The organism is Promicromonospora sp. NPDC050262 (assembly GCF_040655935.1).
Classification (GTDB): Bacteria; Actinomycetota; Actinomycetes; order Actinomycetales; family Cellulomonadaceae; genus Promicromonospora.
The window spans coordinates 259,483-285,413 of the sequence record NZ_JBFAKX010000003.1; the positions used below are offsets into that span (position 1 = coordinate 259,483).

Consider the following 25,931-nt stretch of genomic DNA (forward strand, 5'->3'; position numbering starts at 1 on the left):
TGCCCAGAGACATGAGGGCCGTCATGACCGCCAAGTCCGCCTGCAGCTCCGCCCGTAACCACGCCCGCGGCGACGCCGCCGAGCACGCCACCGGCTCGACCGCCGACCCGACCGCCGACCCGACCTGGGACCCCGCCCACCTCCCCGACCAGACCGGCCGCACGCTCGTCGTGACCGGCGCTACCGCCGGCATCGGCTACTTCGCCGCCGAGCAGCTCGCCGCGGCCGGTGCGCACGTCGTGCTCGCCTCCCGGTCGGCGGCCAAGCTCGAGACCGCCGTTGCCTCGATCGGGCGGGAGGTGCCCGGCGCGCGCCTCGACACCGTCGTCGTGGACCTCGCCTCCCTGGCGTCCGTGGCCGACGCCGCCGCGCGGATCGCCGCCCTGCCCCGCGTCGACGGGCTGCTGCTCAACGGCGGGGCCATGGCCCTGAAGGGGAGCGCGACGACCGCGGACGGGCTGCCCCTGCTGCTCGGCACCCACGTGGTCGCGAACGCCGTGCTCCTGGCGGGCGTGCTCCCGGCGCTCGCGGCCACGGGCGAGCGGACCGGTACGCCGTCGCGGGTTGTGCACACCTCCACGGGGTTCGTCACGCAGTTCCCGGTGGCCGTCGACGACGTCCGGCGGGTGCCGCGCGTCGCCGTCGGCGCCTACACGAAGGCGAAGACCGTGACCGAGGTGCTCGCGTTCGAGCTGGCCCGCCGGCTGGAGGCCGCCGGGACGCCGGTCGTCTCGCTGGTCACGCGCCCTGGTGTGGGCGTGGACGCCCGGACGCCGCACCGCCCCGGGATCCGCGACGCGACCACGCCGTACCAGCGCAACCCCTACACGCTCTGGGCCCAGGGCAAGGACGCCGCCGCCTGGTCGGCGGTGCGCGCCCTGACCGACCCGCAGGCGCGCAACGGCGACTACTACGCCCCGGCCGGACGCCTGCGCGGCGTCCCGGTGCGCGTGGACCCGACCGCCCGGACGGCGTCGCCCGAGGGTGACCTCGCGGCGCGCGTGTGGGACCAGGTCGAGGTGCTCGCGGGGACGGCGCTGCGGATTCCCGCCGGGGCGGGCGAGGAGCAGGCTCGGGGGTAGGTGCTCGCCGTTGTCGGCCCGGCCGACAGCGGCCCGGCCGACAGCGGCCCAGCCGATAACGACATGGCAAGATGTCCGGCATGCCTACCAATGGCGGGATCAGTATCGGCCGGACGGTGCAGTCGGCGATCTACCGCAACGGTGTCTACGGCCACCGGCCCACGGTGCCCACCGACCCCGACGCGCTCGCCGCCGCCGCCCGCCGCCGCATGACCCGCACCGGCTGGTCCTACGTGGCCGGCGGCGCCGGCGCGCAGCGCACCGTGGCGGCCAACCGCGAGGCGTTCGGCGGGTACCGGATCGTGCCCCGCCAGATGGTCGACGTCGGCGAGCGGTCGCCGGCCACGACCCTGCTCGGTCGCGAGCTGCCCGCCCCCGTGCTGTTCGGGCCGGTCGGGGCCCTGGAGCTCGCCGTGCAGCACCAGCGCGGGGGCCGGGCCGCCGCACCACGCAACGCCGAGCCCGCCCTGGCCCGCGCCGCCCGGGACCTCGGCCTGCCCGTCGTCATCTCGTCCCAGGCGTCGACCCCCATGGAGGACACGGCCGCCGTCCTCGGCGACAGCCCGCGCTGGTTCCAGCTCTACTGGTCGTCCGACGACGCCCTGGTCGAGTCCTTCGTCTCCCGCGCCGAGGCGAGCGGCTGCGAGGCGATCGTCGTCACCCTGGACACCCACGTGCTCGGCTGGCGCACCGCCGACCTCGACCTGGGCTACCTCCCGTTCGCCCGTGCCGAGGGCATCGCCCAGTACCTGAGCGACCCCGTGTTCCGCGCTCTCGTCGAGGCCCGGGTCCAGGCGACGGCGTCGTCCGGCTCCGGAGGCGACGCGCCGTCGTCCAACCGGCCCACCGCCGCCGCCGTCCGCTCGCTGCTGTCCATGGCGCGCCACCACCCGGGCCCCACCCTGCGCAACCTGACCCAGCCCCACGCCCGCGCCGCCGTGGAGACCTTCCTGGAGGTGTTCTCCCGCTCGACCCTCACCTGGGCCGACCTCGCCTGGCTGCGCGAGCGCACCACCCTGCCGATCCTCGTCAAGGGCATCCAGCACCCCGACGACGCCCGCGCCGCCCTCGACCACGGCGCCGACGGCATCGTGGTCTCCAACCACGGCGGCCGGCAGATCGACAACGCCGTCGCCTCGATCGACGCCCTCGGGCCCGTGGTCGACGCCGTGCGCACGTGGTCCGGGGCGTCCGGTTCGGGAGCGGGCGCTCGTGCGGACGACGCCGGCGCTGCCTCCGTCCCCGTGCTGTTCGACTCCGGCGTCCGTACCGGGGCCGACGTCTTCACAGCCCTTGCCCTCGGCGCCGACGCCGTCCTCCTGGGCCGCCCCTGGGTCTACGGCCTCGCGCTCGCCGGGTCCGACGGCGTCCGCGCCGTCGCCGAGCACGTCCTGGCCGAGCTCGACCTCACCATGGCGCTCGCGGGCGTCTCCGGCACGGAGCAGATCGGCCGGCACAACCTGGCGCTCTGACCTGCACGCCTGACCTGTACGTCTGACAGGTGGGCCGACGCCTGACAGGTGGGTCGGTATGAGATCGTGACCGCTCCAGCACCCACGATTCATGCGACGCGGGCAGACTGCGGCCATGACCGACGCCGTACCCGGACCCGACTCGCAGGCGCCCTCTGCCGGCGAGACACCGACGCCCCCGAAGATGGGCCTCGAGCTGCAGGAGGGGGTGCGGGTCCCGCGCCGTCAGGTGTTCTCCTGGGCGCTGTGGGACTGGGGTACCCAGCCCTTCAACACGGTGATCCTCACGTTCGTGTTCACCGCGCTGTACCTGACCACGGAGGCGTTCCTGGACCCGGCCGTCGCGGCGCTGGGCAAGGGCGACCCCGCCTACCAGCACGGCCTCGCCGAGCTGAGCAGCGGTGTGGGTCTGTGGAACACCCTCGCGGGTCTGCTCATCCTCTTCCTCGCACCCGTGCTCGGGCAGCGCGCCGACGCCACCGGGCGGCGCAAGGCGTGGCTCGCCGGCGGGACGGCCGGCATGGTGCTGTGCATGCTCGCGCTGTGGTTCGTCGAGGCCGACCCGGCCTACTTCGTGCTCGGTGCCGCGCTCATCGGCCTGGGCAGCGTGCTCAACGAGATCGCGGGCGTGAACTACAACGCCATGATGGTGTCGGTCGCCACGCCGAGGACGGTCGGCAAGGTGTCCGGGCTCGGCTGGGGACTCGGCTACGTCGGCGGCATCCTGGCACTCCTGTTCGTGGTGATCGCGAACGGGGCGGAATGGTGGGGCATGCCCACCGACAACGGCCTCGCCTTCCGGGTGATCGCCGTGGGCTGTGCGCTCTGGGCGCTGGCGTTCGCCTGGCCGATCCTGGCCTTCGTGCCGGAGCTTCCGCCCACCAAGGGCCGCGCCACGGTCGGGTTCTTCGCCAGCTACGTGGTGCTGTTCCACGACATCAAGGGCCTGTGGCACACCTCGCGCCGCACCTTCTGGTTCCTGCTGGCCAGCGCCGTCTTCCGCGACGGCCTGAGCGGCGTCTTCGCCTTCGGCGCGATCATCGGCGGCGTCAGCTTCGGGTTCTCCGCCGACCAGGTCATCATCTTCGGCATCGCCGCCAACCTCGTGGCCGGGGCGAGCACGGTGCTCGTGGGCTTCGCCGACGACCGCTTCGGCCCGCGCTCCGTCATCCTCAGCACGCTCAGCGTCATCGTCGTGGCCGGGCTCGCCGTCGTGTTCCTGCGCGACCTCGGCCCCGTCGTCTACTGGGTGGGCGGCCTGATCCTCTCGGCCTGCGTCGGCCCGGCACAGGCCGCGTCCCGGTCCTACCTGGCCCGGGTGGCGCCGGCGGGCAAGGAGTCGGAGATCTTCGGCCTCTACGCCACGACCGGCCGCGCCACGTCCTGGATGTCGAGCGCCCTGTGGACGATCACCATCGCCGCGACGGGCGCGACCATCTGGGGCACCCTCGGCATCGTCGCGGTGGTGCTCATCGGCCTCGTGATGATGTGGTTCGTGCGGGAGGCACCCCTGGCCGACGCCGGTACCACGGCGGAACCGACAGGCGACCGGTCGGTGGCCTAGTTTTCGGTGGGCTGCTGGTCGGCGGTCTGGCGCGCTGCGGTGCGCCGGGCCGCCGTCCGCGCCTCCAGGGCGCTCCGGAGGGCGGCCTGGAGCCGGTCGAGATCCGCGAGCTGCCCCAGGTGCCCGAGCTTCTCCGGGTTGATCACGCCGCGGATACCCGCGAGCAGACCATCGGAGACCTCGAACGACCAGGTGCCGATCAGGCCGCCGCCCACGACGTCGTCCGCCACGATGAGCAGGCCCGGCTCGCCGCCCACGAGCGCACGCTCGAAGTGGAGCGGCGCGCCCCGGCCGACGAAGGACGCCAGCATCCGGGCGACCGTCACCCGGCCCGCGACCGGCCGGGCGATCGACATGCCCAGCGGCACCTTCCCACCGCCGTCGCCCGCGAGCACCACGTCCTCGGCCAGCAGCTCCAGGAACGAGTCGACCGCACCCTCCTCGCACGCGGCGAGGAAGCGGGACACGAGCTCCTCGGCGCGGGCCCGGTCGCTCGCGGTGCGCGGCCGGGAGGTCAGGGCGTCGGGCGCGGGGTCGTCCTGCCCCGGGTGCTGGGGCGCTGCATGCTGGGGTGCTTCGTGCTGCGTTGCTACCTGCTGCGGCGCTACGTGCCGGGCGATCCGCCGTCGGGCGCGGGAGGCCAGCTGCCGGGCCGCCACCTCGCTGGTGCCGATCACGTCGGCGGCCTCGCTGTGCGGAAAGCCGAGCACGTCGTGCAGCAGGAACGCCGCGCGCTCGGTCGGGGTGAGGGTCTCCAGGAGCACCAGGAACGCGGTGGAGAGATCGTCGGCCAGCTCGGCGTGCCGCGCGACGTCGGGCGACGGCGCGGCCATCGCGACCGGCAACGACGAGCCGGGGCCGACCAGCGGCTCCGGCAGCCACTCGCCCACGTACTGCTCCCGCCGGACCCGCGCCGAGCGCAGCACGTCGATGGCGATGCGCGTCGTGACCGTGGTGACGAACGCGTCGGGATTGCGCACGTCAGGCGACTGCGAGACGCGCGTCAACGCCTCCTGCACCACGTCCTCCGCCTCGGCCACGCTGCCCAGCATCCGGTAGGCGACCGCGAACGAGAGCGGGCGCAGCCGGCCGAGCGCGGCGTCGTCCAGGAAGGCGCCGGCGGTGGGGGCGGTGCCGGACGGCGAGGTCGGGGACTCGGTCATGCGGACATGCTCTCGCGTCATACCACTATGACGGGACAGGGACGGCAGACGTGACACTTCCGCGAGAACTGGTCCGGATCGAAGGGCGCTCCCGCAGCTCGCAGCCCGACTCCCAGGGAACCTGGAAAAGGTGCGTGAGCTCTGCTTTCGTGGTCATAGTCTTGCGCGCGTGAGAACAACCGCCCTCGTCCTGCGCTTCCTGCTCGAGCTCGCACTCGCCGCGGGCGCGGGCTACGCCGCGTGGAACCTCGCCGACGGCGGATGGCGCCTCGCCGCCGTCCTGCTCGCGCCGGCCGTCGTGATCGCGCTCTGGGCGACGTTCCTCTCGCCGAAGGCACCGGTGGCCGTCCCGGCCTGGGCGCAGGTCGCCATGGAAGCGGCCCTCTTCGGCGGCATCGGATACCTGTGCTGGCGCGCGGGAGCTCCCGCCGCTGGCATGGCGCTCGCGGCGGTGTGGGCGGTCGACCGGCTGGTGCTGTGGCTGACCCGAGACCGGCCCAGTGCCCTCGAGCCCGAGCGTGGCACCGGGCCGCAGTGAGGCGGCGTGACTGGTCAGCGTGACCGCATGGCGTCGATCTCGTCGCGGCGAAACAGGACGAGGCGGTCCAGGACGTCGTCGGGCAACGGCCGGTCCGGCGTGAACCGCACGGTGCCCTTGGACGTCGAGAAGCCCGCCAGGTCGGGTGCGAGCGCGTCGATCGCGGGTGGGCTGAACGGGTACAGCCCGATGTGCTTCGCGGTCGCGCGCGCCGAGACCAGCGGGCTGCCCCGGTAGCGCAGTGCGGCCATGCCGTAGCTCATGCCCTCCTCGGCGTCCGGCACGAGCTCCAGCGCCCGTAACCGCACGTGTTCGACGGCGTCCTTGGCCGGCCCGTCCAAGCCGGCGATGTACTCGGTGAACTCGCCCATGAGCACAGCCTCGCGAGGTCCGGTGCGTTCCGCGAGGGCTGGGGCGGCGGACGGCGGTCGGTCGACCCAGCACCCGCACCCGTCGAGGCTGCCGACCCCGACGACCCGTCCGCCATGCCACCCGCAACGGCGGCATGACGGATGAGATCCGGCGGACCTGGTCCGACAGCTTTGGTCCCCCATGGGCATGCTTGCCGGGCACCGCCATGCCCGGCCGGGCGATCTGCCGCCTCACAGGCCACGGCTGCTCCTACCTACGGCAGCCGTGGCCCGATCAGGCGCGCCGGGGACCGGAGGCGTGTCCCCGCTGGCCGAGTTCGCCCACCTCGGCTGTTCCCCGTGGCCCTCCCGCGATCACGCCGCACCCTGCGGAACCGCGGCGCGGGTCCTGTCCGCGAGCGCGAGCGCGGCCGCCGCCAGCAGCCCAGTGAGTCCCAGCACGACGGCGTAGGCGGGCAGCCCGGCGACGTCGTAGAGGGCCCAGAGCAGGGCGCCGGTCGCGGACGACGCGATCGCGGCCGCGACGGCGTCGGCCACCTGGAGGGCGGACGACGCCGAACCGTGCTCGTGCGGTGGTGCCAGCTCCAGCGTGAGGACCGACAGCGTCGGGTAGACCAGGCCCATCCCGCTGCCCGAGAGCACCCAGAACGCCATCCCGACCCCGGCCGGCACGTCCGGGAGCACGAGCATCGCCGCGCCGACCATCCCGAGGGCGAGCAGGGCGCCGCCCAGACGCACGTACCCGGCGTGGCTCAGGTGCAGCAGGTCGCGCCCACGCACCCAGGACGCCGCGGACCAGCCCAGCGCCCCGACCGTCAGGATCAGCCCGGCACCGCCGGGGCTCAGGTGCCGTTCGTGCACCAGGAGCAGCGGCAGCAGCACCTCGGCACCCGTGAACGCCGCCGAGACCAGTGCCCGCACCGACACGACGGCGGGCAGCCCGCGTCCCGCACGCAGCACGGACAGGGCCAGGCGCAGCGCGTGCATCAGCGGTCGATCGGGTTGTCCGACGTCGGACGTGTGTCCCCGGGCGGCGCCCTCGCCGGCGTCGCCGAGCAGGCCGACGTCGAGGCCGTCGTCCGACACGACTGCCTCCACGGAGTTGTCGTCCGGCTCCCGCCCGTCGTCCGGCTCCTGCCCCGCGCCCTGGGCCGCCGTCAGGCCGGGGCGCATCAGGATCGCTGCCGGGACGGTGAGTGCGGCCGCGCCGAGGAAGACCCAGCGCCAGCCCACGTGGTCCACGACGAGACCGGCCAGCCCCGGCCCCACGATCGCGGGCACCACCCATGCGGCGGCGAACGCCGAGAAGACCGCCGGACGCCGTTCCGCGACGAAGACACGCGCCACCAGGACGTACAGCGCGACGCCGAAGAGCCCGCTGCCGACTCCCTGGACCGCACGCCCGGCGATGAGCGCGCCCATCCCGGTGGCGGTCCCCGCGACCACGAGACCGATCACGAAGAGCGCCACGCCGGTCCACATCGCCGGTGCCGGACCGGTGCGGTCGCACCAGCGTCCCGCCGTGAGCATGCCCACCACGCTGGTGGCGAAGACCACCGCGAAGGCGAACGTGTAGTGCCGCAGCCCGTCCAGGTCGACGGCGATGGTGGGCATCGCGGTCGCCACGGCGAGGGCCTCGAACGCCCCGAGCGAGCAGAGCGCGACCATCCCGATCAGGACGAGGCGCTGCGCACCGGGGCTCAGGGCGCCGGGGGCGGCGACCGTCGGTTCGGTGGAGACTGCCGCGGTCACACCAGCACCACCTTGCCGGTCGTGCGGCGCTCCTCGAGCTCGCGGTGAGCGCGTGCGGCCTCCGCGAACGGCACGCGGTGCGTGGCCACCCGCCAGCGGCCCGACGCCGCGTGCGCCAGCGCGCGCTCCTGGTACGGCCGCTGGTCGCCCATCGGGGGAGCCTCCGGTCCGACGGCGTAGCGCACCTCGATCGTCGACTCGATCCGGTCGGCCTCCGCCCACGACGTGTAGCGGTTGGCCGTCCCGGACGCCCAGCCGTACGCGACGAGCCGGCCGGGCAGATTGGTGTTGCCCGGCTCGGCGGCCAGGGCGCCGTCGTCCGCTCCGCCGCCCTGGCCCGCGCCGTCGAACGATTCGCCGCCCGCTCCGCGCAGCAGACCCGTGGCGGCCGTGCCGAGATCGCCACCCACGCCGTCGAGCACGAGGGTCGCGGGGGAGCCGCCGAGCGCCGCGCGTGCCGCGTCGGGCCAGCCGGGGACCGAGTAGTCCACCAGGGCGAGCCGGTCCGTGTCCGGCAGAAGGTCGCGCAGGACCTGCAGCTTCGCGGCGCCGCCGGCGAGCGCGACGACGTGCGCCCCTGCATGCAGCGCCTCCTGGACGAAGAGCGTGCCGAGCCCGCCGGCCGCGCCCGTCACGACGACGACGTCGTCTGCCGTCACCCCGGCGAGGTCGAGGGTGTACACGGCCATCCGGCCGGTGCCGATCATGGTGATCGCGTCCGCCGGGTCGAGCGGGGAGCCGTCGGCGCCGTCGGGTACGGCGTGCAGCTTCTCCGCGCCGACGACGACGCGCCGGGCGTACCCACCGCCGTCGGGCACCGGGCCGAGGTGTGCCGCCACGGGCCGTCCGATCCACGAGGGGTCGACGCCGGGCCCGACGGCGGCCACGGTGCCCGCGATCTCGCGGCCCGGCACCGTCGGCAGGCTGGGCAGCGGGAGCGGCGGGCCGGCCTCGCCGCGCCGGAGGCTGGTGTCCAGGAGGTGCACCCCGTGCGCGACGGCGTCCACGAGCACGTCGCCGGGGCCGGGAACGGGGTCCGGGACCTGCTCGAGCACGAGGACCTCAGGAGGTCCGAAGGAGTGGTGTCTGATCGCGTCCATGCGCTCATCCTTTAACCTGAACCAAAGTTGAGGTCAATATCGGTCCGAGTCGGCTGGCAGAGCCCCTCTGACCGGAGTTCCCGAGTTTCTCGTGAGTCGTTGGAGGCCACGCATGGAAGCGCCCAACCCCGCCGTCCCCTGGGATCGTGACGAGCTTACCGTCGGCGATCTCGCCGCCCGCAGCGGTGTGGCGGTGTCCGCGCTGCACTTCTACGAGCGCAAGGGCCTGATCACGAGCCGGCGGACGTCGGGCAACCAGCGGCGCTACCGGCGCGAGACACTGCGCCGGGTCGCGTTCATCCGGGTGTCCCAGCGGGTCGGGATCCCGCTCGCCGACATCGGCGCGGCGCTCGACACCCTGCCGGGGGACCGGACGCCCACGGCGAAGGACTGGCGCCGCATCTCGCAGGCCTGGCACGACGACCTCGACGCGCGGATCGAGCAGCTCTCCCGGCTGCGCGACCACCTCACCGACTGCATCGGCTGCGGCTGTCTCTCGCTGCGCCGGTGCGCGCTGACCAACCCGCACGACGCCCTCGCCGAGGCCGGGCCCGGCCCGCGGACGCTGCTGGTCGACGGGCTGGGGCCTGACGGGGCGTGAGACCGGCAGGGCGTGTCAGTGGTCGGGGGTAGCGTGCGCGACGCCGGGCACTGAGATCGGGTGCCGGCGGTATGGACAACAGTCAGGCGAGGGGGATGCCGTGGGTACGTACTTCGAGTGGGTCGCCGATCTGGACGCGACCGAGGCCGACGCCCGTGAGCTGGGGCAACGGGTCGTGGACGCGCTCGTCGCGCGCGGAGTGCTGTTGCCGGAGGTATCCCAGGACGCGGCACTGGGCGGCGTCGGGCACCCGCCGGGTCCGGCGTGGGCGGACACCCTGGCCGTGTCTGTGGCCGGGGCCGTCTCCGGGGAGGCCCCGTGGGGCATGGCGGTCGGGGTGGGGCGTGAGGTGTACGACGGAGGGCGGGGCGGCGTCGACGCGGTGACCTGTCCCCGGTGCTCGGTCCGCAGGTCGTTCTTCGGGCCGCCCGAGGAGTTCGGCCCCACCTGCTCCGACGAGGACGGGCTGCGCTGGTTCTACGACGCGGCGGCCGCCTGGCGCGAGGGCGGCGTCGGCGGCGGTGATGGTGACGGTGACGGTGACGGTGACGGAGCAGTCGACCTGGTGTGCCGGGAGTGCGGCGCCGCGTCCCCGGTCACGCAGTGGTCGGCCGACGATGCTGCGCTGGCCTGCCTCGGCTTCACCTTCTGGAGCTGGGGCGAGCTGCGCCCGGAGGTGACCGACTGGATCGCCGAGGCGACGGGTGGTCACCGGATCGTGCACGGCAGCGGCAAGGTGTGAGGTCCCGCGTCCGAGGCCGGTGAGTCCGAGGCCGACCCGTCCGAGGCCGGCGGGTCTGAGATCCGGCGACGTCAGCCGTGGCGGGCCACTAGGCTCGCGGCCATGGCTTCTGCACTGCCCAGCGTCCTGGTGCTCAACGGTCCCAACCTCGGCCGGCTCGGCGTCCGCGAGCCCGAGATCTACGGGCACGCCTCGATGGCGGACCTCAAGGTCGCTGCGGCGAGGTGGGGCGACGAGCTCGGCCTGGCAGTCGAGGTGCGGCAGACCGACGGCGAGTCCGAGATCGTGGGCTGGCTGCACGAGGCCGTGGACGCCGATGCCCACGTCGTGCTCAACCCCGCCGCGTTCACGCACTACTCGTACGCGCTGCGCGACGCCGCCGCGCAGGTCACCACGGCGGGGCTGTTGCTGGTCGAGGTGCACCTGTCGAACCCTGCGACGCGGGAGTCGTTCCGCCACTACTCGGTCGTCGCCGGCATCGCGACCGGGACGGTCGCGGGATTCGGGTTCGACTCGTACCGGCTCGCCCTCTCAGCGATCGCGACGCGGCTGGGGGAGTAGCTCGGTGCTGCGGAGGTCGCGTCCGGTGTCGGCGTTGGCACCGGAGGTGGGATCGCGGCCGGCGTCAGAGTTCGGCAGGTGTCCGTTATCTCCATAACAAGCCTCAAGGCTTGACATGGCCTCCGCAAGGCTTAACCCTTGATAGCGAGACATTAAGGCTCTAGGCTTAAGTGATGATCGTACTGACCGTCGACCAGCGGGGCTCGACCTTCGCGGCCGACCGTGTTCCCGAGGTCCTCGCGGAGCTTGCGCGACTGACGCGCTTCCGCGAGGGGGTCGTCGTGGGGTTCGAACGCACGGTGGGCGACGAGGTGCAGGGCATCCTGGCGTCGGGCCGGGCGGGCGCCGAGCTCGCCGTCGACCTGTCCCTGCACCTGCTGCGGGACCAGGGCTGGAGCATCGGAATCGGCGTCGGCCAGGTCGAGGGGCCGCTGCCCACGGTGTCCCGGGAGGCCCGCGGGTTCGCTTTCTACCGCGCCCGTGACGCCGTCGAGCGGGCCAAGACGCGTGGCAGGGGCACGTCGGTCGCGGTGGAGGGGCCGCCGCCGGGCGCGCCCGACCTGAGGACCACCGTCTCGGATGCGACGGGCCCTGCCCCGGACCCCGACGCGGCGCCGCCCGACCTTGCCGCCGAGGTCGAGGCGCTGCTGCGGCTCCTCGCGGCGATTCGCGCGCGCCGTACCCCCCAAGGGTGGGAGGTCGCCGATACGCTCGCCTCGCTGGCGGACAAACCGGGACGACAGAAGATCGTCGCCCAGTCCTTGCACGTCAGCGAACAGGCGGTGAGCCAGCGGATCCGGGCGGCGCTCTGGCAGGAGGAGGAGGCCGTGCGGCCGGTGGTGGTGCGGTTGCTCGCCGAGCTGAGCAGCTCGGTGGGCCCGGACCTGGTGCCCGGGCCCGACTCCATCGCCACGGAAGGGCCGTAGCGAAGAACGTGCCTGGTCAGAGGCGGGCTCGTCGTCGAGCCGAGGCCGTCGCCAAGGAAGAACCACGCCAAGAGCTGGCGCGAAGAGCTGAGGGGAACGTCACGCCGTGACCTGGGAGATGCTGGACTACCTCGACGGACTGCAGTGGGTCGCCGCTGTCGCGACCTGGCTGATCACATTGGCGCTGAGCGTCATCGTGGGCTCGTGGGTGGTGCCGTGGGTGCTGCGCCGCGCGGGCCGCGGCGACCTGCCCTGGGCGCGCTACAAGCCGCCCGTGTACCCGCAGGCCCTGGAGCCGGGCGAGGGCACTACAGGCGAAGGTGCCGCAGGCGAAGGCGTCGCAGGTCAGGGCGCGCCAGGCGAAGGCGCGACAGGTGCAGCCGCGACAGGCGCAGCCGCAGAAGGCGCCACCGGCGAGGGCACCGAGTCCGCCACGGGTGAGAAGGCCACGGGTGAGAAGGTCGCTGGCGAGAACGTGGCGAAGGGCTCAGGCTCCGGCGCCGACGGCGGGTCCGGCGTGGTGAAGGGCGGGCACACCGGCGAGGAGTCGCCCACCGGCACGATGCACCCGGACGCCGTCGCGATCCTCCGGGGTGGCGCGTGGCTCGGCGTGCTGGAGCGCCTGGCGATCACGGGCTCCCTCCTGGCCGGCTACCCGTACGGCATCGCGATCGTCGTCGCGATCAAGGGCCTGGGGCGGTATGCGGAGCTGCGCGACCAGCCCGTCGCGTCGGAGCGGTTCGTCGTGGGTACGCTCGCCTCGTTGATCTGGTCGGTCGCCACCGGACTCCTGGGACTCGTCGTGCTGAATGCGCTCGTCCTCTGACCGGTCCGGTAGACTTGACCGCTGCTGCTTGACACCTCGCTTGATCACCCCAGCCGCCGGCCTCTCGTCGGCGTGCCCCGGGGTACACCCTTCACCCGACACAGGAAGACGAACGTGGCTACCTCCAACGACATCAAGAACGGCACCGTGCTCCGCATCGACGGCAACCTCTGGTCCGTCATCGAGTTCCAGCATGTCAAGCCGGGCAAGGGTGGAGCGTTCGTCCGCACGAAGATGAAGAACGTGCTGTCCGGCAAGGTCGTCGACAAGACGTTCAACGCGGGCATCAAGGTCGAGACGGCCAACGTGGACCGTCGCGACTTCCAGTACCTGTACATGGACGGCGAGGACTTCGTCTTCATGGACAACGACACGTACGACCAGATCAACGTGTCGGCCGCGACCGTCGGCGACGCGAAGGACTACATGCTCGAGGGCATGAGCGTCATGCTCGCCTCGAACGACGGCACCCCGCTGTACATCGAGCTGCCGGCGTCCGTCGTGCTGGAGATCACCTACACGGAGCCGGGCCTGCAGGGCGACCGCTCCACCGGTGGTACCAAGCCGGCGACGCTCGAGACGGGCGCCGAGATCCAGGTCCCGCTGTTCCTCGAGCAGGGCGTCAAGGTCAAGGTCGACACCCGCACGGGCGACTACCTCGGTCGCGTCACCGAGTGACCCACCGGCGGCCGGCCCGTACCGGGTCGGCCGCAGTTCGTGTCGCACGGCTCGTGGTCGAGCCGCGCGACACGAGTTCCCCAGCTGGGTTCCTGGCTGAGCAACCCAGCCGAGCTACCCGCCGAGTTTTCCGCAACAGAGAGAGACCATGGGCGCACGCACCAAGGCGCGCAAGCGCGCCGCCGACATCCTCTTCGAGGCGGAGCAGCGCGGCATCGACCCGCTGACGCTCCTCGCCGACCGCGTGGCCGTGCCGCACACCGAGGCGGCAGTTCCGCAGTACGCCGTCGACATCGTGGAGGGCGTGGTCGCCCACCGCGACCGCATCGACGAGGTGCTGGAGACCTACTCGCAGGGCTGGACGCTCGACCGCATGCCCGCCGTCGACCGCGCGCTGCTGCGGATCGGCTCGTGGGAGGTCCTCTTCAACGACGACGTGCCCGACGCCGTCGCGCTGGACGAGGCGGTCGACCTTGCCGGCGACCTGTCCACGGACGACTCCCCGGCCTTCGTGAACGGCCTGCTCGGCCGGGTCAAGGACCTGAAGCCGACCCTGCTGGCCTGAGCCGGCACGCAAGCCGGCACGCACTGTGAGCACTGGTCCCGGCGCTGGACGGTTCGACGAGCGACGTCTGCTCGTCGCCCTGTTCGGCGCCGGGACCGCTGCGTTCGCCCAGCTCTACGCACCGCAGTCCGTCCTGCCCGACGCCGCCCGCGAGCTCGCGACGTCGGCGTCCGCGACCTCGCTCCTCGTCTCCGCCGCCACCCTCGGCCTGGCCGTGGGGGTGCTGCCCTGGGCGTGGGTGGCCGACCGCGTCGGGCGGGTGCGGGCGATGACCGTCGCGATGCTCGGCGCCACCGCCGTCGGCCTCGCGGTCCCGTTCGCGCCGTCCTTCGAGCTGCTCGTGGCCGGGCGCGCCGTCCAGGGGCTGTTCGTCGCGGGCGCGCCCGCCGTCGCGATGGCCTACCTGACGGAGATGCTGATCGAGTCGGGCGCGGCGGCCGCGGTCCCGCGCGCCGCCGGGACGTACGTGGCGGGCACGTCGATGGGCGGGCTGCTGGGGCGGCTCGTGTCCGGCGGCGTCGCCGAGCTGTTCGGCTGGCGCGCGGGCGTAGGCGCAGTCGCCGTGGCGTGCCTGGTCGCCACGGGCGCGTTCATCTGGCTCGCCCCCCGCGACCGAGGGCCGCGCGCCGCGTCCGTGGCCGAGTGCGCGGGTTTGCCCGACGGTGGTGACGCTGTCCCCGACCCCGACCCCGACCCCGACCCCGACCCCGCGCCCGCCGCCGCCCCCGACCGCAGGGCTCCCCGCGGCCGGCTCGGGCGGTTCCGCGCGCTGCTGAACCCGCGCCTGCTCGTGCTCGACGCGCAGGGGCTGCTGCTCATGGGCGGGTTCGTCGCCGTCTACAACTACCTGGGCTTCCGCCTCGCAGCCGCGCCCTTCGACCTCTCGCCCGGCGTGGTGAGCCTCGTGTTCCTCGCCTACCTGGCCGGGACCTGGTCGTCGGCGCGGACGGGACGGCTCGTGCTCCGGCACGGCCGGCGCCGGGTGCTGATCGTGTCGGCCGGCGTGATGGCGCTCGGGGTGACGGCCACGCTGTCGGGCTGGCTGCCGCTGGTGCTGGCCGGGCTCGTCGTGCTGACCGCCGGCTTCTTCGGCGCGCACGCCGTGGCGAGCGGGTGGACGCCGGTCGCGGCGCCCCAGGCGCGGACCCAGGCTGCCGCCGTCTACAACCTGGCCTACTACGCGGGATCCAGCCTGTTCGGCTGGCTCGGCGGGATCGGGTTCGCGCTGGCGGGCTGGCCCGGGACGGTCGGGATGGTGCTCGCGCTGGTCGCGGTCGCGGCAGGACTGGCGGCGGCGGTGCTGCGGGACTAGGCGCGGATCGAGCGAAGCGGGGGACCGGTGTTACCAGTACGCAATGCAACCAAAGGGTTGCGCATTGGCCAGCCCGGGTGCATCGTAGAGGTGCAACCAGATGGTTGCGTTCGCCACCCGATCGAGCCGCTCCCGGAGGAACCATGACCACCACCCAGCCCCGCGCCAGCATCGACCTCGCCGCACGCTCGGTCACACGCACCGTCCGGGTCGCCGCCGGACCTGACGCGGTCTGGCGCGCCCTCTCCGAGCCCGAGCACGTCGCCGGCTGGTTCGGCGACGGCTGCGAGACCGACGACGGCGGCCCGCTCGCCGCCGGAACCCGGGGCCGGCTGCACTTCGAGGGCTACGGCTGGTTCGCCTTCGAGGTCACCCGGGCGGAGGCAGGCCGCCTGCTCGCCTACCGCTGGGGCCAGTCGGCCGACGAGCCCGAGCGCATGACCGAGGCCACGTTCACCCTGGAGCCCGACGGTGCCGGCACCTACCTCACGGTGCACGAGACCGGCTTCACCGGCGACACCGACGACGCGGTGCGCGCCGCGCTGGACGGCAACCGCGAGGGCTGGGACGGCGAGCTGGACGAGCTCGTCGAGTACGTCGAGTCCCGCACGTGGTGACGTCGGCAGCCTCGCCGGTCGCCGCGTTCGCGGCGCTCGGCGACGAGACCCGCTGGGCCGTGCTCCAGGCGCTGTCGGGCGGCGAGCACTCAGGGGAGCACCCGGAGGAGCGCCTGGAGGCGCACCTGGAGCAGCGTGCCGCCGAAGGCGCCTTCGACCCCGCGTCGGGCCTGACCGCCTCCGCTCTCGCCGCGCGACTGCCGGTGACGCGGCAGGCGATCGCCAAGCACCTCGCGGTGCTGGAGGCCGCGGGGCTGGCGGAGTCCTGGGTCGTCGGTCGTGAGCGCCGGTATCGCGCGCTCGGCGCGGAGCTGACGGCGCTGGGGCGTCGGCTCGAGCGCATCGGGGACGCGTGGGAGGCACGGCTGGGTCGCATCGCCGGGATCGCGGAACGCCTGGAGCGCGGCTGACGCCTCGCACGCGGCCGACGCCTGGCGCGCGGCTGACGACGGGCGCCCGCGCCGCGCCCGCCCGGGATGTGAGCAACGCCCCTCCCGGCGGGCGCGGACGTCGGCATCCGGCACAGGTACGGCGCGTTATGGTGGTGGCTGTCAGACTCCCTTTAATCCCGTCCAGTGAGGCGGAGAAGGAGGTCGCCAGATGAACCCTGGCACCCGCATGCCCGAATCCAGCGAGTCCCCGAACAGCACCCCCGGCACCGCCGCCGAGAGGACGGTGCTCGGCGAGGCCGACATCGCCCGGGCGCTGACCCGCATCGCCCACGAGATCGTGGAGCGCAACAAGGGCGCCGCCGACCTGCTCCTGCTCGGTATCCCGACGCGCGGCGTGCAGCTCGCCCGCCGGCTCGCCGAGCGCCTCGCGCAGATCGAGCCCACCTTCAGCGGCGAGCACGGCACGCTCGACGTGACCATGTACCGCGACGACCTGCGTCGTCAGCCCACGCGCGCCGTCGGGCAGACGGTGCTCCCGGGCAGCCTGGACGGCACGATCGACGACAAGGTGGTCGTCCTCGTGGACGACGTCCTCTTCTCCGGCCGCACCATCCGCGCCGCGCTCGACGCCCTGAACGACCTCGGCCGCCCCCGCGTGGTGCAGCTCGCCGCCCTCGTGGACCGCGGGCACCGCGAGCTCCCGATCCGCGCGGACTACGTGGGCAAGAACCTGCCCACGTCGCGCAGCGAGCGTGTCCGGGTCCGGCTGGCCGACGTCGACGGCGGGGCGGACGCCGTGGTGATCAGCGAGGCGGCCCCGACCACCAGCGCCCCGACCACCAGCCCCGCCCCCGCGAGCACCGAGAGGGGCGCCCGATGAAGCACCTCCTGACCACCCAGGACATGTCCAAGGACGACGCGATCCTGCTCCTGGACACCTCCGCGCAGATGGCCGCGACCCAGTCGCGCGAGAACAAGAAGCTGCCCACGCTGCGCGGCCGCACCGTGGTGAACCTGTTCTACGAGGACTCCACGCGCACCCGGATCTCGTTCGAGACCGCGGCCAAGCGGCTGTCGGCGGACGTCATCAACTTCTCGGCCAAGGGGTCGAGCGTGTCCAAGGGCGAGTCGCTCAAGGACACCGCGCTGACGCTGCACGCCATGGGGGCCGACGCCGTGGTCGTGCGGCACTCGGCCTCCGGCGCGGCGCACCAGCTCGCGCACGCCGGCTGGCTCGACGCGGGCGTGCTCAACGCGGGCGACGGCATGCACCAGCACCCCACGCAGGCCCTGCTGGACGCGTTCACGATCCGCAGGCACCTGGTGGGCCACGTGGGTGAAGACGGTCGCGGCACCGACACCTCCGTCGGCGCCGACCTGGCCGGCCTGCGCATCGCGATCGTCGGCGACGTGCTGCACTCCCGGGTCGCGCGCTCGAACGTCTACCTGCTGCACACGCTGGGCGCCGAGGTGACCCTGGTCGCGCCGCCCACGCTCGTGCCGGTGGGCGTGGAGACCTGGCCGTGCCGCGTCTCTTACCACCTGGACGAGACGCTCGAGCGGTGGCAGCCGGATGCGGTCATGATGCTTCGGGTGCAGCGTGAGCGGATGTCGGGCGGTTCGGGGGCGTTCTTCCCGAGCCCGATGGAGTACAGCCGCAAGTTCGGGTTCGACGCCCGCCGTCTCGCGGTCCTGCCGGACCACGCGATCGTGATGCACCCCGGGCCGATGAACCGCGGCCTGGAGATCTCGGCGGCCGCCGCCGACCACCCCCGCTCCGTGATCGTGGAGCAGGTGGCCAACGGCGTCGCCGTCCGGATGGCCGCCCTGTACCTGCTGCTGTCCGGCACCGACAGCAGCGACTCGGGTTCCAGCACCCAGCAGACCAGCACCGACGAGAGGAACGTCCTGTGAGCACCGCGAGACCGCAGACCTTTGTCCTGCGAGGGGTCCGTCCCTACGGCACGGACCCGGTCGACGTCGTGCTGGCGGACGGCGTGATCGCCGCCCTCGGGGCGCCCGGCACGGTCGAGGTGCCGGACGGCGCGCACGAGATCACCTCGACGGGCACGGACGAGGACGGCCTGGTCCTTCTTCCCGGCCTCGTCGACCTGCACACCCACCTGCGCGAGCCGGGCCGGGAGGACGCCGAGACGGTGTTCTCCGGCACCCGCGCCGCCGCCGCAGGCGGGTTCACGGCCGTGCACGCCATGGCCAACACGACGCCGACGCAGGACACCGCGGGCGTCGTCGAGCAGGTGCACCGGCTGGGCGAGCAGGCCGGCTGGGTGGACGTGCACCCCGTGGGCGCCGTCACCGTGGGCCTGGGCGGCGAGAAGCTCGCCGAGCTGGGCGCCATGGCCGACTCCGCCGCCCGCGTGCGCGTCTTCTCCGACGACGGCAAGTGCGTGCACGACCCGGTCCTGATGCGCCGCGCGCTGGAGTACGTCAAGGCGTTCGACGGCGTCGTGGCCCAGCACGCGCAGGAGCCGCGCCTGACCGAGGGCGCGCAGATGAACGAGGGCGTCGTCTCCGCGCAGATCGGGCTGACCGGCTGGCCCGCCGTGGCCGAGGAGTCGATCATCGCCCGCGACGTGCTGCTGGCCGAGCACGTGGGCTCGCGCCTGCACGTCTGCCACCTGTCCACCGCGGGCTCCGTGGAGATCATCCGCTGGGCCAAGGGTCGCGGCATCGACGTCACCGCCGAGGTGACGCCGCACCACCTCGTGCTCACGGACGAGCTGGCCCGTGACTACGACCCGGTGTTCAAGGTGAACCCGCCGCTGCGCACGGCCAAGGACGTCGAGGCGGTCCGCGAGGGCCTGGCCGACGGCACGATCGACATCGTCGCCACGGACCACGCGCCGCACCCGGTCGAGGACAAGGACTGCGAGTGGTCCTCGGCCGCTTTCGGCATGACCGGCCTGGAGACGGCGCTGTCCGTGGTGCAGCAGACCATGGTCGACACCGGCCGCCTGACCTGGGCCGACGTCGCCCGTGTGCTGTCGGAGAACCCCGCGCGGATCGGCCGGATCGGCGAGACCCAGGGCCGCCGGATCGCCGTCGGCGAGCCCGCCAACCTGGTCCTGGTGGACCCCGCCGCGACCCGCGCGATCGACGGCCGCAGCCAGGTCACCGCGAGCGACAACACCCCGTTCCAGGGCATGGAGCTCCCCGGCCGCGTGGTCGCCACGTTCCTCCGGGGCCGCGCGACGGTCCTGGACGGCGCGCCCGTCGACGGCACTCCTGTCGGCGGCACTCTCGAAGGAGCCACCCGATGACGGTCCTGTCCGTCGCCGTGCTGGTCGCACTGGCGATCTTCCTCGTGCTGTACGTGACGCTCATCGGCCGGCGCCGGCTCGCGCAGCGCACCACCACGGTCGTGCCGGTGCCGCCGTCGCCGCCCGCGGATTCCCCGGGCGCCGTGCGCTTCGGACCCGTGGAGGCGATCTACGTCTCCACGACCCTGCACGGCGACTGGCTCGCCCGGGTGGGCGCACACGGGCTGGGCGACCGCTCGCACGCGGTCGTCACGGTGCACCGGACGGGCGTTCTCATCGAGCGCGACGGCACCGACGACCTGTGGCTCCCCGTGAGCACCATCCGCAGCGCGGGCCTGGCCCCGGGCATGGCGGGCAAGTACGTCGGCGCGGACGGCCTCGTCGTCCTCACCTGGGCCGTCCCGGAGGCCGACGGCGTCCCGGCGGCCCTGGTCGACACGGGGCTGCGCCCGCGTCGCGCGCAGGACCGCGGCGGCCTGGTGGACGCCGTCCGCCACCTGCTCGCCGACCGGCAGCAGCCGGGTCAGCAGGACCAGCGGCAGACCGGCCACCAGGCTCAGCACCCGCAGGCCCAGCAGCATCCCGAACAGCAGTACCCGCACCAGCAGTACCCGCACCAGCAGGAGGCCCGGTGACCATCCCGACGACGTCCGCAGAGATGTCCGCAGAGGCGGCAGCACAGCCGTCCGTAACTACCGCAGCGCTGGTCCTCGAGGACGGCACCACCTACCGCGGCCGCGCCTACGGCGCCACCGGCACGACGTTCGGCGAGATCGTCTTCTCCACCGGCATGACCGGTTACCAGGAGACGCTGACCGACCCGTCCTACCACCGCCAGATCGTCGTCATGACGGCGCCGCACGTCGGCAACACCGGCGTCAACGACGAGGACCCCGAGTCGGGCCGGATCTGGGTCTCCGGCTACGTGGTGCGCGACCCCGCGCGCCGGGTCTCGAACTGGCGCGCGCAGCGCTCGCTCGGTGAGGAGCTCGCCGCGCAGGGCGTCGTCGGCATCTCTGACATCGACACCCGCGCCCTGACGCGCCGCCTGCGCGAGGAGGGCGTGATGCGCGCCGGGATCTTCTCCGGCGACGACCTGGTGCGCGGCGGCTACCCGCGCCCCGTCGAGGAGCTCGTGGCCGAGGTGCAGGCCTCGCCGCAGATGGCGGGCGCGAACCTCGCCCCGGAGGTCTCCACGAAGGAGGCCTACACGGTGGACCCGGCCGGCGAGCACGCCGGGCGCACCCCGGTCGCGACCGTCGTCGCCGTGGACCTCGGCATCAAGTCCATGACGCCGGCGCGGCTGGCCGAGCGCGGCGTGCGCGTCGTCGTCGTGCCCCAGTCCTCGACGATCGACGACGTCCTGGGCGCGTTCGCGGACCTGCCCGACGACGCGCCCCGCGGCGTGTTCTTCTCCAACGGCCCGGGCGACCCCGGCGCCGCCGGCCACGAGATCGAGCTGCTGCGTGCCGTCCTGGACCGGCGCATCCCGTTCTTCGGCATCTGCTTCGGCAACCAGCTCCTCGGCCGGGCACTCGGCTACGGCACGTACAAGCTCGGCTACGGGCACCGGGGCATCAACCAGCCCGTGCTCGACCGGACGACCGGCAAGGTCGAGGTCACCGCGCACAACCACGGCTTCGCGGTCGACGCGCCCGTGGTGGACGACGCCGGCGCCCCCGCCGTCTCGCAGGCGCCGCACGACGGCGGCCGCTACGGCCGCGTCGTGGTCTCCCACGTGGGCCTCAACGACCAGGTCGTGGAGGGGCTGACCTGCCTCGACCTGCCCGCCTTCTCGGTGCAGTACCACCCCGAGGCAGCCGCCGGCCCGCACGACGCCGCGTACCTGTTCGACCGGTTCGTCGGCCTGCTGACGAACCCGGCGGCGTGGCCGCCGGCCCTCAAGACCCAGAACAAGACCCAGAACAAGACCCAGAACAAGACCCAGAACACGATCCAGAACGACACCGAGGAGAACCACTGATGCCTCGCCGTAACGACCTCTCCTCGGTCCTGGTCATCGGGTCCGGCCCGATCGTCATCGGCCAGGCGTGCGAGTTCGACTACTCCGGCACCCAGGCCTGCCGGGTGCTCAAGGAGGAGGGCCTGCGGGTCATCCTGGTCAACTCGAACCCGGCCACGATCATGACGGACCCCGAGTTCGCCGACGCGACCTACGTGGAGCCCATCACCACCGAGGTGCTGACCACGATCATCGCCAAGGAGCGCCCCGACGCCCTGCTGCCCACCCTGGGCGGGCAGACGGCGCTGAACGCCGCCATCGCGCTCGACGAGGCCGGCGTGCTGGAGAAGTACGGCGTCGAGCTCATCGGCGCCAACATCCCCGCCATCCAGAAGGGCGAGGACCGCCAGCAGTTCAAGGACGTCGTCGAGAAGTGCGGTGGCGAGTCGGCGCGCTCGGAGATCGTGCACACGATCGACGAGGCCCTCAAGGCGGCCGAGATCCTCGGTTACCCCATGGTCGTGCGCCCGTCGTTCACCATGGGCGGCCTCGGCTCCGGCCTGGCCTACGACGAGGCGGACCTGCACCGCATCGTCGGGCAGGGCCTGCACTACTCGCCCACCACGGAGGTGCTCCTGGAGGAGTCCATCCTGGGGTGGAAGGAGTACGAGCTGGAGCTCATGCGCGACAAGGACGACAACGTCGTGGTCGTCTGCTCCATCGAGAACGTGGACCCCGTGGGCGTGCACACCGGCGACTCGGTGACCGTCGCGCCCGCGCTGACGCTCACCGACCGCGAGTACCAGAAGCTGCGCGACATCGGCATCGCCGTGATCCGCGAGGTCGGCGTCGACACGGGTGGCTGCAACATCCAGTTCGCCATCGACCCGGCCGACGGGCGCATCATCGTCATCGAGATGAACCCCCGCGTCTCCCGCTCCTCGGCGCTGGCCTCCAAGGCGACCGGCTTCCCGATCGCGAAGATCGCGGCCAAGCTCGCCGTCGGCTACACGCTGGACGAGATCCCGAACGACATCACCAAGGTGACCCCCGCGAGCTTCGAGCCCACGCTCGACTACGTGGTGGTCAAGGTCCCGCGGTTCGCGTTCGAGAAGTTCCCCGCCGCCGACGACACCCTGACCACCACCATGAAGTCGGTGGGCGAGGCCATGGCGCTGGGCCGCAACTTCACCGAGGCGCTCGGCAAGGCCCTGCGCTCCATCGACAAGGGCGGCGTGCAGTTCCACTGGGACGGCGACGCCCCGACGGGCGACGCGCTCGCCACGCTGCTCAAGGAGATCGAGCGGCCCACCGAGCAGCGCCTGGTCCAGGTCCAGCAGGCCCTGCGCTCGGTCGGCACGCCCGGCGGCACCACGCTCGAGCAGGTCTTCGACGCCACCAAGATCGACCCCTGGTTCCTCGACCAGATCCAGCTCGTCAACGAGGTCGCCGCCGACGTCGCGGCGTCGCCCACGGTCACCGAGGACCTGCTGCGCCACGCCAAGCGGCACGGTCTGTCCGACGCCCAGGTCGCGCGCCTGCGCGGCATGGGCACCTCCGGCGAGGCCACGGTGCGCGAGATCCGGCACGCCCTGGGCGTCCGCCCGGTCTACAAGACCGTGGACACCTGCGCGGCCGAGTTCGCGGCCAAGACCCCGTACCACTACTCGAGCTACGACTCCGAGACCGAGGTCGCGCCCCGCGAGCGGGAGGCCGTGATCATCCTCGGCTCCGGGCCCAACCGCATCGGCCAGGGCATCGAGTTCGACTACTCGTGCGTGCACGCCACCCTGGCGCTGGCGGACAAGTACGAGACCGTCATGGTCAACTGCAACCCGGAGACGGTCTCGACGGACTACGACACGTCCGACCGCCTGTACTTCGAGCCGCTGACCTTCGAGGACGTCCTGGAGGTCTACCAGGCCGAGCTCGCGGCCGGTCCCGTCAAGGGCATCATCGTCCAGCTCGGCGGGCAGACGCCGCTGAGCCTCGCGCGACGCCTCGCCGAGGCCGGGCTGCCGATCCTGGGCACCAGCCCCGAGGCGATCGACGCCGCGGAGGACCGCGGCATCTTCGGCCAGGTGCTGCTCGACGCCGGTCTGCCGGCCCCCGCGTTCGGCACGGCCCGGTCGCTGGCCCAGGCCCGCGACGTCGCCGAGGGCATCGGTTACCCCGTGCTGGTGCGCCCGTCCTACGTGCTCGGCGGCCGCGGCATGGAGATCGTCTACAGCGAGGACCAGCTCACGGGCTACGTCGAGCGCGCCCTCGAGGCGGCCGCGGCGACGCACGCGGACTCGGGTGCGACCGGCACCCTGGCCGCCCCGCTGCTCATCGACCGCTTCCTGGACGACGCGATGGAGATCGACGTCGACGCGCTGTACGACGGCGAGGAGCTGTTCCTGGGCGGCGTCATGGAGCACATCGAGGAGGCCGGCATCCACTCCGGCGACTCGGCGTGCGTGCTGCCCCCGGTGTCGCTCTCCGAGGCCGAGATCGCGCGCATCCGGCGCTCCACCGAGGCGATCGCCAGGGGCGTGGGCGTGCGCGGCCTGCTCAACGTCCAGTACGCGCTCGTCAGCGACGTCCTGTACGTCCTGGAGGCCAACCCCCGCGCGTCGCGCACCGTGCCGTTCGTCTCCAAGGCGACGGGCACGCCGCTGGCCAAGGCCGCGGCGCGCGTGATGGTGGGCGAGTCCATCGCCGACCTTCGCGCGGCGGGCGTGCTCCCGGAGCACGACGGCGCCACGCTCGACCTGGGCGCGCCGCTGGCCGTCAAGGAGGCCGTGCTGCCGTTCAAGCGGTTCCGCACCCGCGAGGGCCTCGTCGTGGACTCCGTGCTCGGCCCGGAGATGCGCTCCACGGGCGAGGTCATGGGCTTCGACAAGGACTTCCCGCATGCGTTCGCCAAGTCGCAGGCGGCGGCGTTCGGCGGGCTGCCGACGTCGGGCACGGTGTTCGTCTCCGTGGCCGACAGCGACAAGCGGCACGTCGTCTTCCCGGTCAAGCGCCTGGTGGAGCTCGGGTTCAAGGTGCTGGCCACGGCCGGCACCGCGAACGTGCTGCGCCGCAACGGCATCGAGGCCACCGAGGTGCGCAAGCACACCGAGGGCCGCGGGCCGGACGGCGAGCTCACCGTCGTCGGGCTCATCACCGAGGGGCAGATCGACCTCGTGGTGAACTCGCCGTCCGGCCAGGGCGCCCGCGCCGACGGCTACGAGATCCGCGCGGCCACGACGGCGGCCGACAAGCCGATCGCCACCACGGTGGACCAGCTCGCGGCAGCGGTGCAGGGCATCGAGGCGGTGCTGGCGGGCCCGTTCGAGGTGGCGAGCCTCCAGGAGCACACGGCGGCCACGTCGGCACGCCGTGCGGCCGCGCAGGCGGGCGCCGTGGCGTCCCCGGCGGGGGCGCACGCGTGAGCGGCGGGTCGCCGGCGGGCTCCGCGAACGGCACCGGGTCCGCGAGCGGCACGGCGTCGTCGAACGACGTGGTGCCGTTCGGGGCGCGTCTGGCCGCCGCCATGGACGAGCACGGGCCGCTCTGCGTGGGCATCGACCCGCACGCGTCGCTCCTGCACGCCTGGGGCCTGTCCGACGACGTCGACGGCCTGCGGGAGTTCTCCCTGCGCGTCGTCGACGCGCTCGGGGGCAGGGTCGCGGCGTTCAAGCCGCAGGCGGCGTTCTTCGAGCGGCACGGCTCGCGCGGCCTCGCGGTGCTGGAGGAGGTGATCGCGGCGGCCCGGGCGACGGGGTCGGGCAGCGGGTCCGGCAGCACGGGCACGCTGACGATCGTCGACGCCAAGCGGGGCGACATCGGCTCGACCATGGGCGCCTACGCCGACGCCTTCCTGGCGGACGGATCGCCCCTGGCCGGCGACGCCCTGACGGTCTCGCCGTACCTCGGCTTCGGCTCGCTGGAGCCCGCCGTCGAGCTCGCCACGGCCACGGGCCGGGGCCTGTTCGTGCTGTGCCTCACCTCCAACAAGGAGGGCTTCGAGGTGCAGCACGCGGTCCGGCGCGTCGAGGGCCAGGGCGGGGCCGGGGGCGAGGGGCGGGGTACCTCGGTCGCCGCCCTCATGGCGGCGCACGCGGCGGTGCTCAACGCGGGCGCCGAGCCCATGGGCTCGGTGGGCCTCGTGGTGGGCGCCACGATCGGCGACGCGGTGGCCGCGACGGGGACGGACCTGGTGGCCGTGAACGGCCCGCTGCTGGCCCCTGGCGTCGGCGCGCAGGGCGCGGGGGAGCGCGAGCTCGCCACGACGTTCGGCGGCGCCCGGCGGAACGTGCTGGCGTCGTCGTCCCGGGGAGTGCTCGCCGCTGGACCCGACCCTCAGGCGCTGGTGAGCGCCGCGCGCACGGCCGCGAAGGAGGCCACGAAGGCGTTGCGGGGCTGATTCTCGCCGTGAACCGCGTCTTGGACAAAGCG

General features: G+C 73.3%; 25 protein-coding genes. 21 read left to right on the top strand and 4 right to left on the bottom strand.

Going from position 1 to position 25,931, the window contains the following annotated elements; all coding sequences use genetic code 11:
- Positions 1-23: 23 nt before the first annotated feature.
- The 3 genes from AB0I29_RS06640 to AB0I29_RS06650 all read left to right on the top strand — a co-directional run bounded on the left by AB0I29_RS06640 (position 24) and on the right by AB0I29_RS06650 (position 4,118).
- A complete protein-coding gene (locus AB0I29_RS06640) occupies positions 24-1,082 on the top strand; it encodes an SDR family NAD(P)-dependent oxidoreductase (protein WP_357479521.1) in 1,059 nt (352 codons plus the stop codon).
- Positions 1,083-1,162: 80 nt separating this feature from the next.
- The gene (locus AB0I29_RS06645) at positions 1,163-2,554 is read left to right on the top strand and encodes an alpha-hydroxy-acid oxidizing protein (RefSeq protein ID WP_357479525.1); all 1,392 of its coding nucleotides are present in this window, start codon (positions 1,163-1,165) and stop codon (positions 2,552-2,554) included.
- Positions 2,555-2,669: 115 nt separating this feature from the next.
- Positions 2,670-4,118, top strand: a complete 1,449-nt coding sequence (locus AB0I29_RS06650; protein WP_357479529.1) for an MFS transporter — start codon at positions 2,670-2,672, stop codon at positions 4,116-4,118.
- On the opposite strand, the gene AB0I29_RS06655 is transcribed toward AB0I29_RS06650, so the two are convergent.
- Positions 4,115-5,281: a sigma-70 family RNA polymerase sigma factor gene (locus AB0I29_RS06655; protein ID WP_357479533.1), complete on the bottom strand. Its 1,167-nt coding sequence runs from the start codon at positions 5,279-5,281 to the stop codon at positions 4,115-4,117. The genes AB0I29_RS06650 and AB0I29_RS06655 overlap by 4 nt on opposite strands.
- Before the next feature lie 169 nt (positions 5,282-5,450).
- Here AB0I29_RS06655 and AB0I29_RS06660 point away from each other — a divergent pair, with 169 nt between their 5' ends.
- A complete protein-coding gene (locus AB0I29_RS06660) occupies positions 5,451-5,819 on the top strand; it encodes a DUF2568 domain-containing protein (RefSeq protein ID WP_357479536.1) in 369 nt (122 codons plus the stop codon).
- A 14-nt stretch (positions 5,820-5,833) separates the two neighbouring features.
- Here AB0I29_RS06660 and AB0I29_RS06665 read toward each other — a convergent pair whose 3' ends face one another.
- From AB0I29_RS06665 to AB0I29_RS06675, 3 genes are all read right to left on the bottom strand, one after another.
- On the bottom strand, positions 5,834-6,190 hold the full coding sequence (locus tag AB0I29_RS06665) for a DUF1801 domain-containing protein (protein WP_357479539.1): 357 nt from the start codon (positions 6,188-6,190) through the stop codon (positions 5,834-5,836).
- A gap of 354 nt (positions 6,191-6,544) precedes the next feature.
- Entirely contained in the window at positions 6,545-7,942 is a 1,398-nt protein-coding gene (locus tag AB0I29_RS06670; RefSeq protein ID WP_357479542.1) for an MFS transporter, read from the bottom strand.
- Entirely contained in the window at positions 7,939-9,042 is a 1,104-nt protein-coding gene (locus AB0I29_RS06675; protein WP_357479545.1) for a zinc-binding dehydrogenase, read from the bottom strand. Before AB0I29_RS06675 ends, AB0I29_RS06670 begins: the two co-directional genes overlap by 4 nt.
- Positions 9,043-9,154: 112 nt before the next feature.
- Between AB0I29_RS06675 and soxR the strand changes: the two genes are divergently transcribed.
- The 17 genes from soxR to pyrF all read left to right on the top strand — a co-directional run bounded on the left by soxR (position 9,155) and on the right by pyrF (position 25,899).
- Positions 9,155-9,643, top strand: coding sequence for a redox-sensitive transcriptional activator SoxR (gene soxR, locus AB0I29_RS06680; RefSeq protein WP_285104663.1), 489 nt, complete (start codon positions 9,155-9,157; stop codon positions 9,641-9,643).
- 100 nt (positions 9,644-9,743) lie between these two features.
- Complete coding sequence (locus AB0I29_RS06685) at positions 9,744-10,385, top strand: hypothetical protein (protein ID WP_357479552.1); 642 nt, start codon at positions 9,744-9,746, stop codon at positions 10,383-10,385.
- 102 nt (positions 10,386-10,487) lie between these two features.
- Positions 10,488-10,946 (top strand): type II 3-dehydroquinate dehydratase, encoded by a 459-nt coding sequence (locus AB0I29_RS06690; protein ID WP_357479555.1) that lies wholly within the window; start codon positions 10,488-10,490, stop codon positions 10,944-10,946.
- 173 nt (positions 10,947-11,119) lie between these two features.
- Entirely contained in the window at positions 11,120-11,872 is a 753-nt protein-coding gene (locus AB0I29_RS06695; RefSeq protein ID WP_357479558.1) for a hypothetical protein, read from the top strand.
- Positions 11,873-11,978: 106 nt separating this feature from the next.
- Complete coding sequence (locus tag AB0I29_RS06700; RefSeq protein WP_357479561.1) at positions 11,979-12,698, top strand: hypothetical protein; 720 nt, start codon at positions 11,979-11,981, stop codon at positions 12,696-12,698.
- Positions 12,699-12,812: 114 nt separating this feature from the next.
- A complete protein-coding gene (efp, locus tag AB0I29_RS06705) occupies positions 12,813-13,376 on the top strand; it encodes an elongation factor P (protein ID WP_285104671.1) in 564 nt (187 codons plus the stop codon).
- Positions 13,377-13,524: 148 nt separating this feature from the next.
- Complete coding sequence (nusB, locus tag AB0I29_RS06710; protein WP_285104672.1) at positions 13,525-13,941, top strand: transcription antitermination factor NusB; 417 nt, start codon at positions 13,525-13,527, stop codon at positions 13,939-13,941.
- Between the two features lie 25 nt (positions 13,942-13,966).
- Positions 13,967-15,253 carry an MFS transporter gene (locus AB0I29_RS06715; RefSeq protein ID WP_357479564.1) on the top strand — a complete coding sequence of 429 codons (1,287 nt, stop codon included), beginning with the start codon at positions 13,967-13,969 and terminating at the stop codon, positions 15,251-15,253.
- 143 nt (positions 15,254-15,396) lie between these two features.
- Positions 15,397-15,870 (top strand): SRPBCC domain-containing protein, encoded by a 474-nt coding sequence (locus AB0I29_RS06720; protein ID WP_357479566.1) that lies wholly within the window; start codon positions 15,397-15,399, stop codon positions 15,868-15,870.
- Complete coding sequence (locus tag AB0I29_RS06725) at positions 15,864-16,280, top strand: helix-turn-helix domain-containing protein (RefSeq protein WP_357479569.1); 417 nt, start codon at positions 15,864-15,866, stop codon at positions 16,278-16,280. Before AB0I29_RS06720 ends, AB0I29_RS06725 begins: the two co-directional genes overlap by 7 nt.
- A 208-nt stretch (positions 16,281-16,488) precedes the next feature.
- Positions 16,489-17,142: a bifunctional pyr operon transcriptional regulator/uracil phosphoribosyltransferase PyrR gene (gene pyrR / locus AB0I29_RS06730; protein ID WP_285104859.1), complete on the top strand. Its 654-nt coding sequence runs from the start codon at positions 16,489-16,491 to the stop codon at positions 17,140-17,142.
- Positions 17,139-18,176 carry an aspartate carbamoyltransferase catalytic subunit gene (locus AB0I29_RS06735; protein WP_357479572.1) on the top strand — a complete coding sequence of 346 codons (1,038 nt, stop codon included), beginning with the start codon at positions 17,139-17,141 and terminating at the stop codon, positions 18,174-18,176. The genes pyrR and AB0I29_RS06735 overlap by 4 nt, the downstream gene beginning before the upstream one ends.
- A complete protein-coding gene (locus AB0I29_RS06740) occupies positions 18,173-19,543 on the top strand; it encodes a dihydroorotase (RefSeq protein WP_357479575.1) in 1,371 nt (456 codons plus the stop codon). The genes AB0I29_RS06735 and AB0I29_RS06740 overlap by 4 nt, the downstream gene beginning before the upstream one ends.
- Positions 19,540-20,178: a hypothetical protein gene (locus tag AB0I29_RS06745; RefSeq protein ID WP_357479577.1), complete on the top strand. Its 639-nt coding sequence runs from the start codon at positions 19,540-19,542 to the stop codon at positions 20,176-20,178. The genes AB0I29_RS06740 and AB0I29_RS06745 overlap by 4 nt, the downstream gene beginning before the upstream one ends.
- A gap of 23 nt (positions 20,179-20,201) precedes the next feature.
- On the top strand, positions 20,202-21,527 hold the full coding sequence (carA, locus tag AB0I29_RS06750) for a glutamine-hydrolyzing carbamoyl-phosphate synthase small subunit (protein ID WP_357479879.1): 1,326 nt from the start codon (positions 20,202-20,204) through the stop codon (positions 21,525-21,527).
- The gene (carB, locus tag AB0I29_RS06755; RefSeq protein ID WP_285104683.1) at positions 21,527-24,925 is read left to right on the top strand and encodes a carbamoyl-phosphate synthase large subunit; all 3,399 of its coding nucleotides are present in this window, start codon (positions 21,527-21,529) and stop codon (positions 24,923-24,925) included. The genes carA and carB overlap by 1 nt, the downstream gene beginning before the upstream one ends.
- A gap of 71 nt (positions 24,926-24,996) precedes the next feature.
- Positions 24,997-25,899, top strand: a complete 903-nt coding sequence (pyrF, locus tag AB0I29_RS06760) for an orotidine-5'-phosphate decarboxylase (protein ID WP_285104863.1) — start codon at positions 24,997-24,999, stop codon at positions 25,897-25,899.
- Positions 25,900-25,931 lie beyond the last annotated feature (32 nt).

Excerpts from the sequence above, each read along its gene's own strand:
- nusB (WP_285104672.1), top strand. The coding sequence starts at position 13,525 with ATGGGCGCACGCACCAAGGCGCGCAAGCGCGCCGCCGACATCCTCTTC.
- AB0I29_RS06655 (WP_357479533.1), bottom strand. The coding sequence starts at position 5,281 with ATGACCGAGTCCCCGACCTCGCCGTCCGGCACCGCCCCCACCGCCGGC.
- pyrR (WP_285104859.1), top strand. The coding sequence starts at position 16,489 with ATGCCCGAATCCAGCGAGTCCCCGAACAGCACCCCCGGCACCGCCGCC.
- AB0I29_RS06695 (WP_357479558.1), top strand. The coding sequence starts at position 11,120 with ATGATCGTACTGACCGTCGACCAGCGGGGCTCGACCTTCGCGGCCGAC.
- carB (WP_285104683.1), top strand. The coding sequence starts at position 21,527 with ATGCCTCGCCGTAACGACCTCTCCTCGGTCCTGGTCATCGGGTCCGGC.
- AB0I29_RS06665 (WP_357479539.1), bottom strand. The coding sequence starts at position 6,190 with ATGGGCGAGTTCACCGAGTACATCGCCGGCTTGGACGGGCCGGCCAAG.
- AB0I29_RS06690 (WP_357479555.1), top strand. The coding sequence starts at position 10,488 with ATGGCTTCTGCACTGCCCAGCGTCCTGGTGCTCAACGGTCCCAACCTC.
- AB0I29_RS06745 (WP_357479577.1), top strand. The coding sequence starts at position 19,540 with ATGACGGTCCTGTCCGTCGCCGTGCTGGTCGCACTGGCGATCTTCCTC.
- AB0I29_RS06640 (WP_357479521.1), top strand. The coding sequence starts at position 24 with ATGACCGCCAAGTCCGCCTGCAGCTCCGCCCGTAACCACGCCCGCGGC.
- AB0I29_RS06735 (WP_357479572.1), top strand. The coding sequence starts at position 17,139 with ATGAAGCACCTCCTGACCACCCAGGACATGTCCAAGGACGACGCGATC.
- carA (WP_357479879.1), top strand. The coding sequence starts at position 20,202 with ATGTCCGCAGAGGCGGCAGCACAGCCGTCCGTAACTACCGCAGCGCTG.
- AB0I29_RS06650 (WP_357479529.1), top strand. The coding sequence starts at position 2,670 with ATGACCGACGCCGTACCCGGACCCGACTCGCAGGCGCCCTCTGCCGGC.
- AB0I29_RS06675 (WP_357479545.1), bottom strand. The coding sequence starts at position 9,042 with ATGGACGCGATCAGACACCACTCCTTCGGACCTCCTGAGGTCCTCGTG.
- AB0I29_RS06720 (WP_357479566.1), top strand. The coding sequence starts at position 15,397 with ATGACCACCACCCAGCCCCGCGCCAGCATCGACCTCGCCGCACGCTCG.
- AB0I29_RS06645 (WP_357479525.1), top strand. The coding sequence starts at position 1,163 with ATGCCTACCAATGGCGGGATCAGTATCGGCCGGACGGTGCAGTCGGCG.
- soxR (WP_285104663.1), top strand. The coding sequence starts at position 9,155 with ATGGAAGCGCCCAACCCCGCCGTCCCCTGGGATCGTGACGAGCTTACC.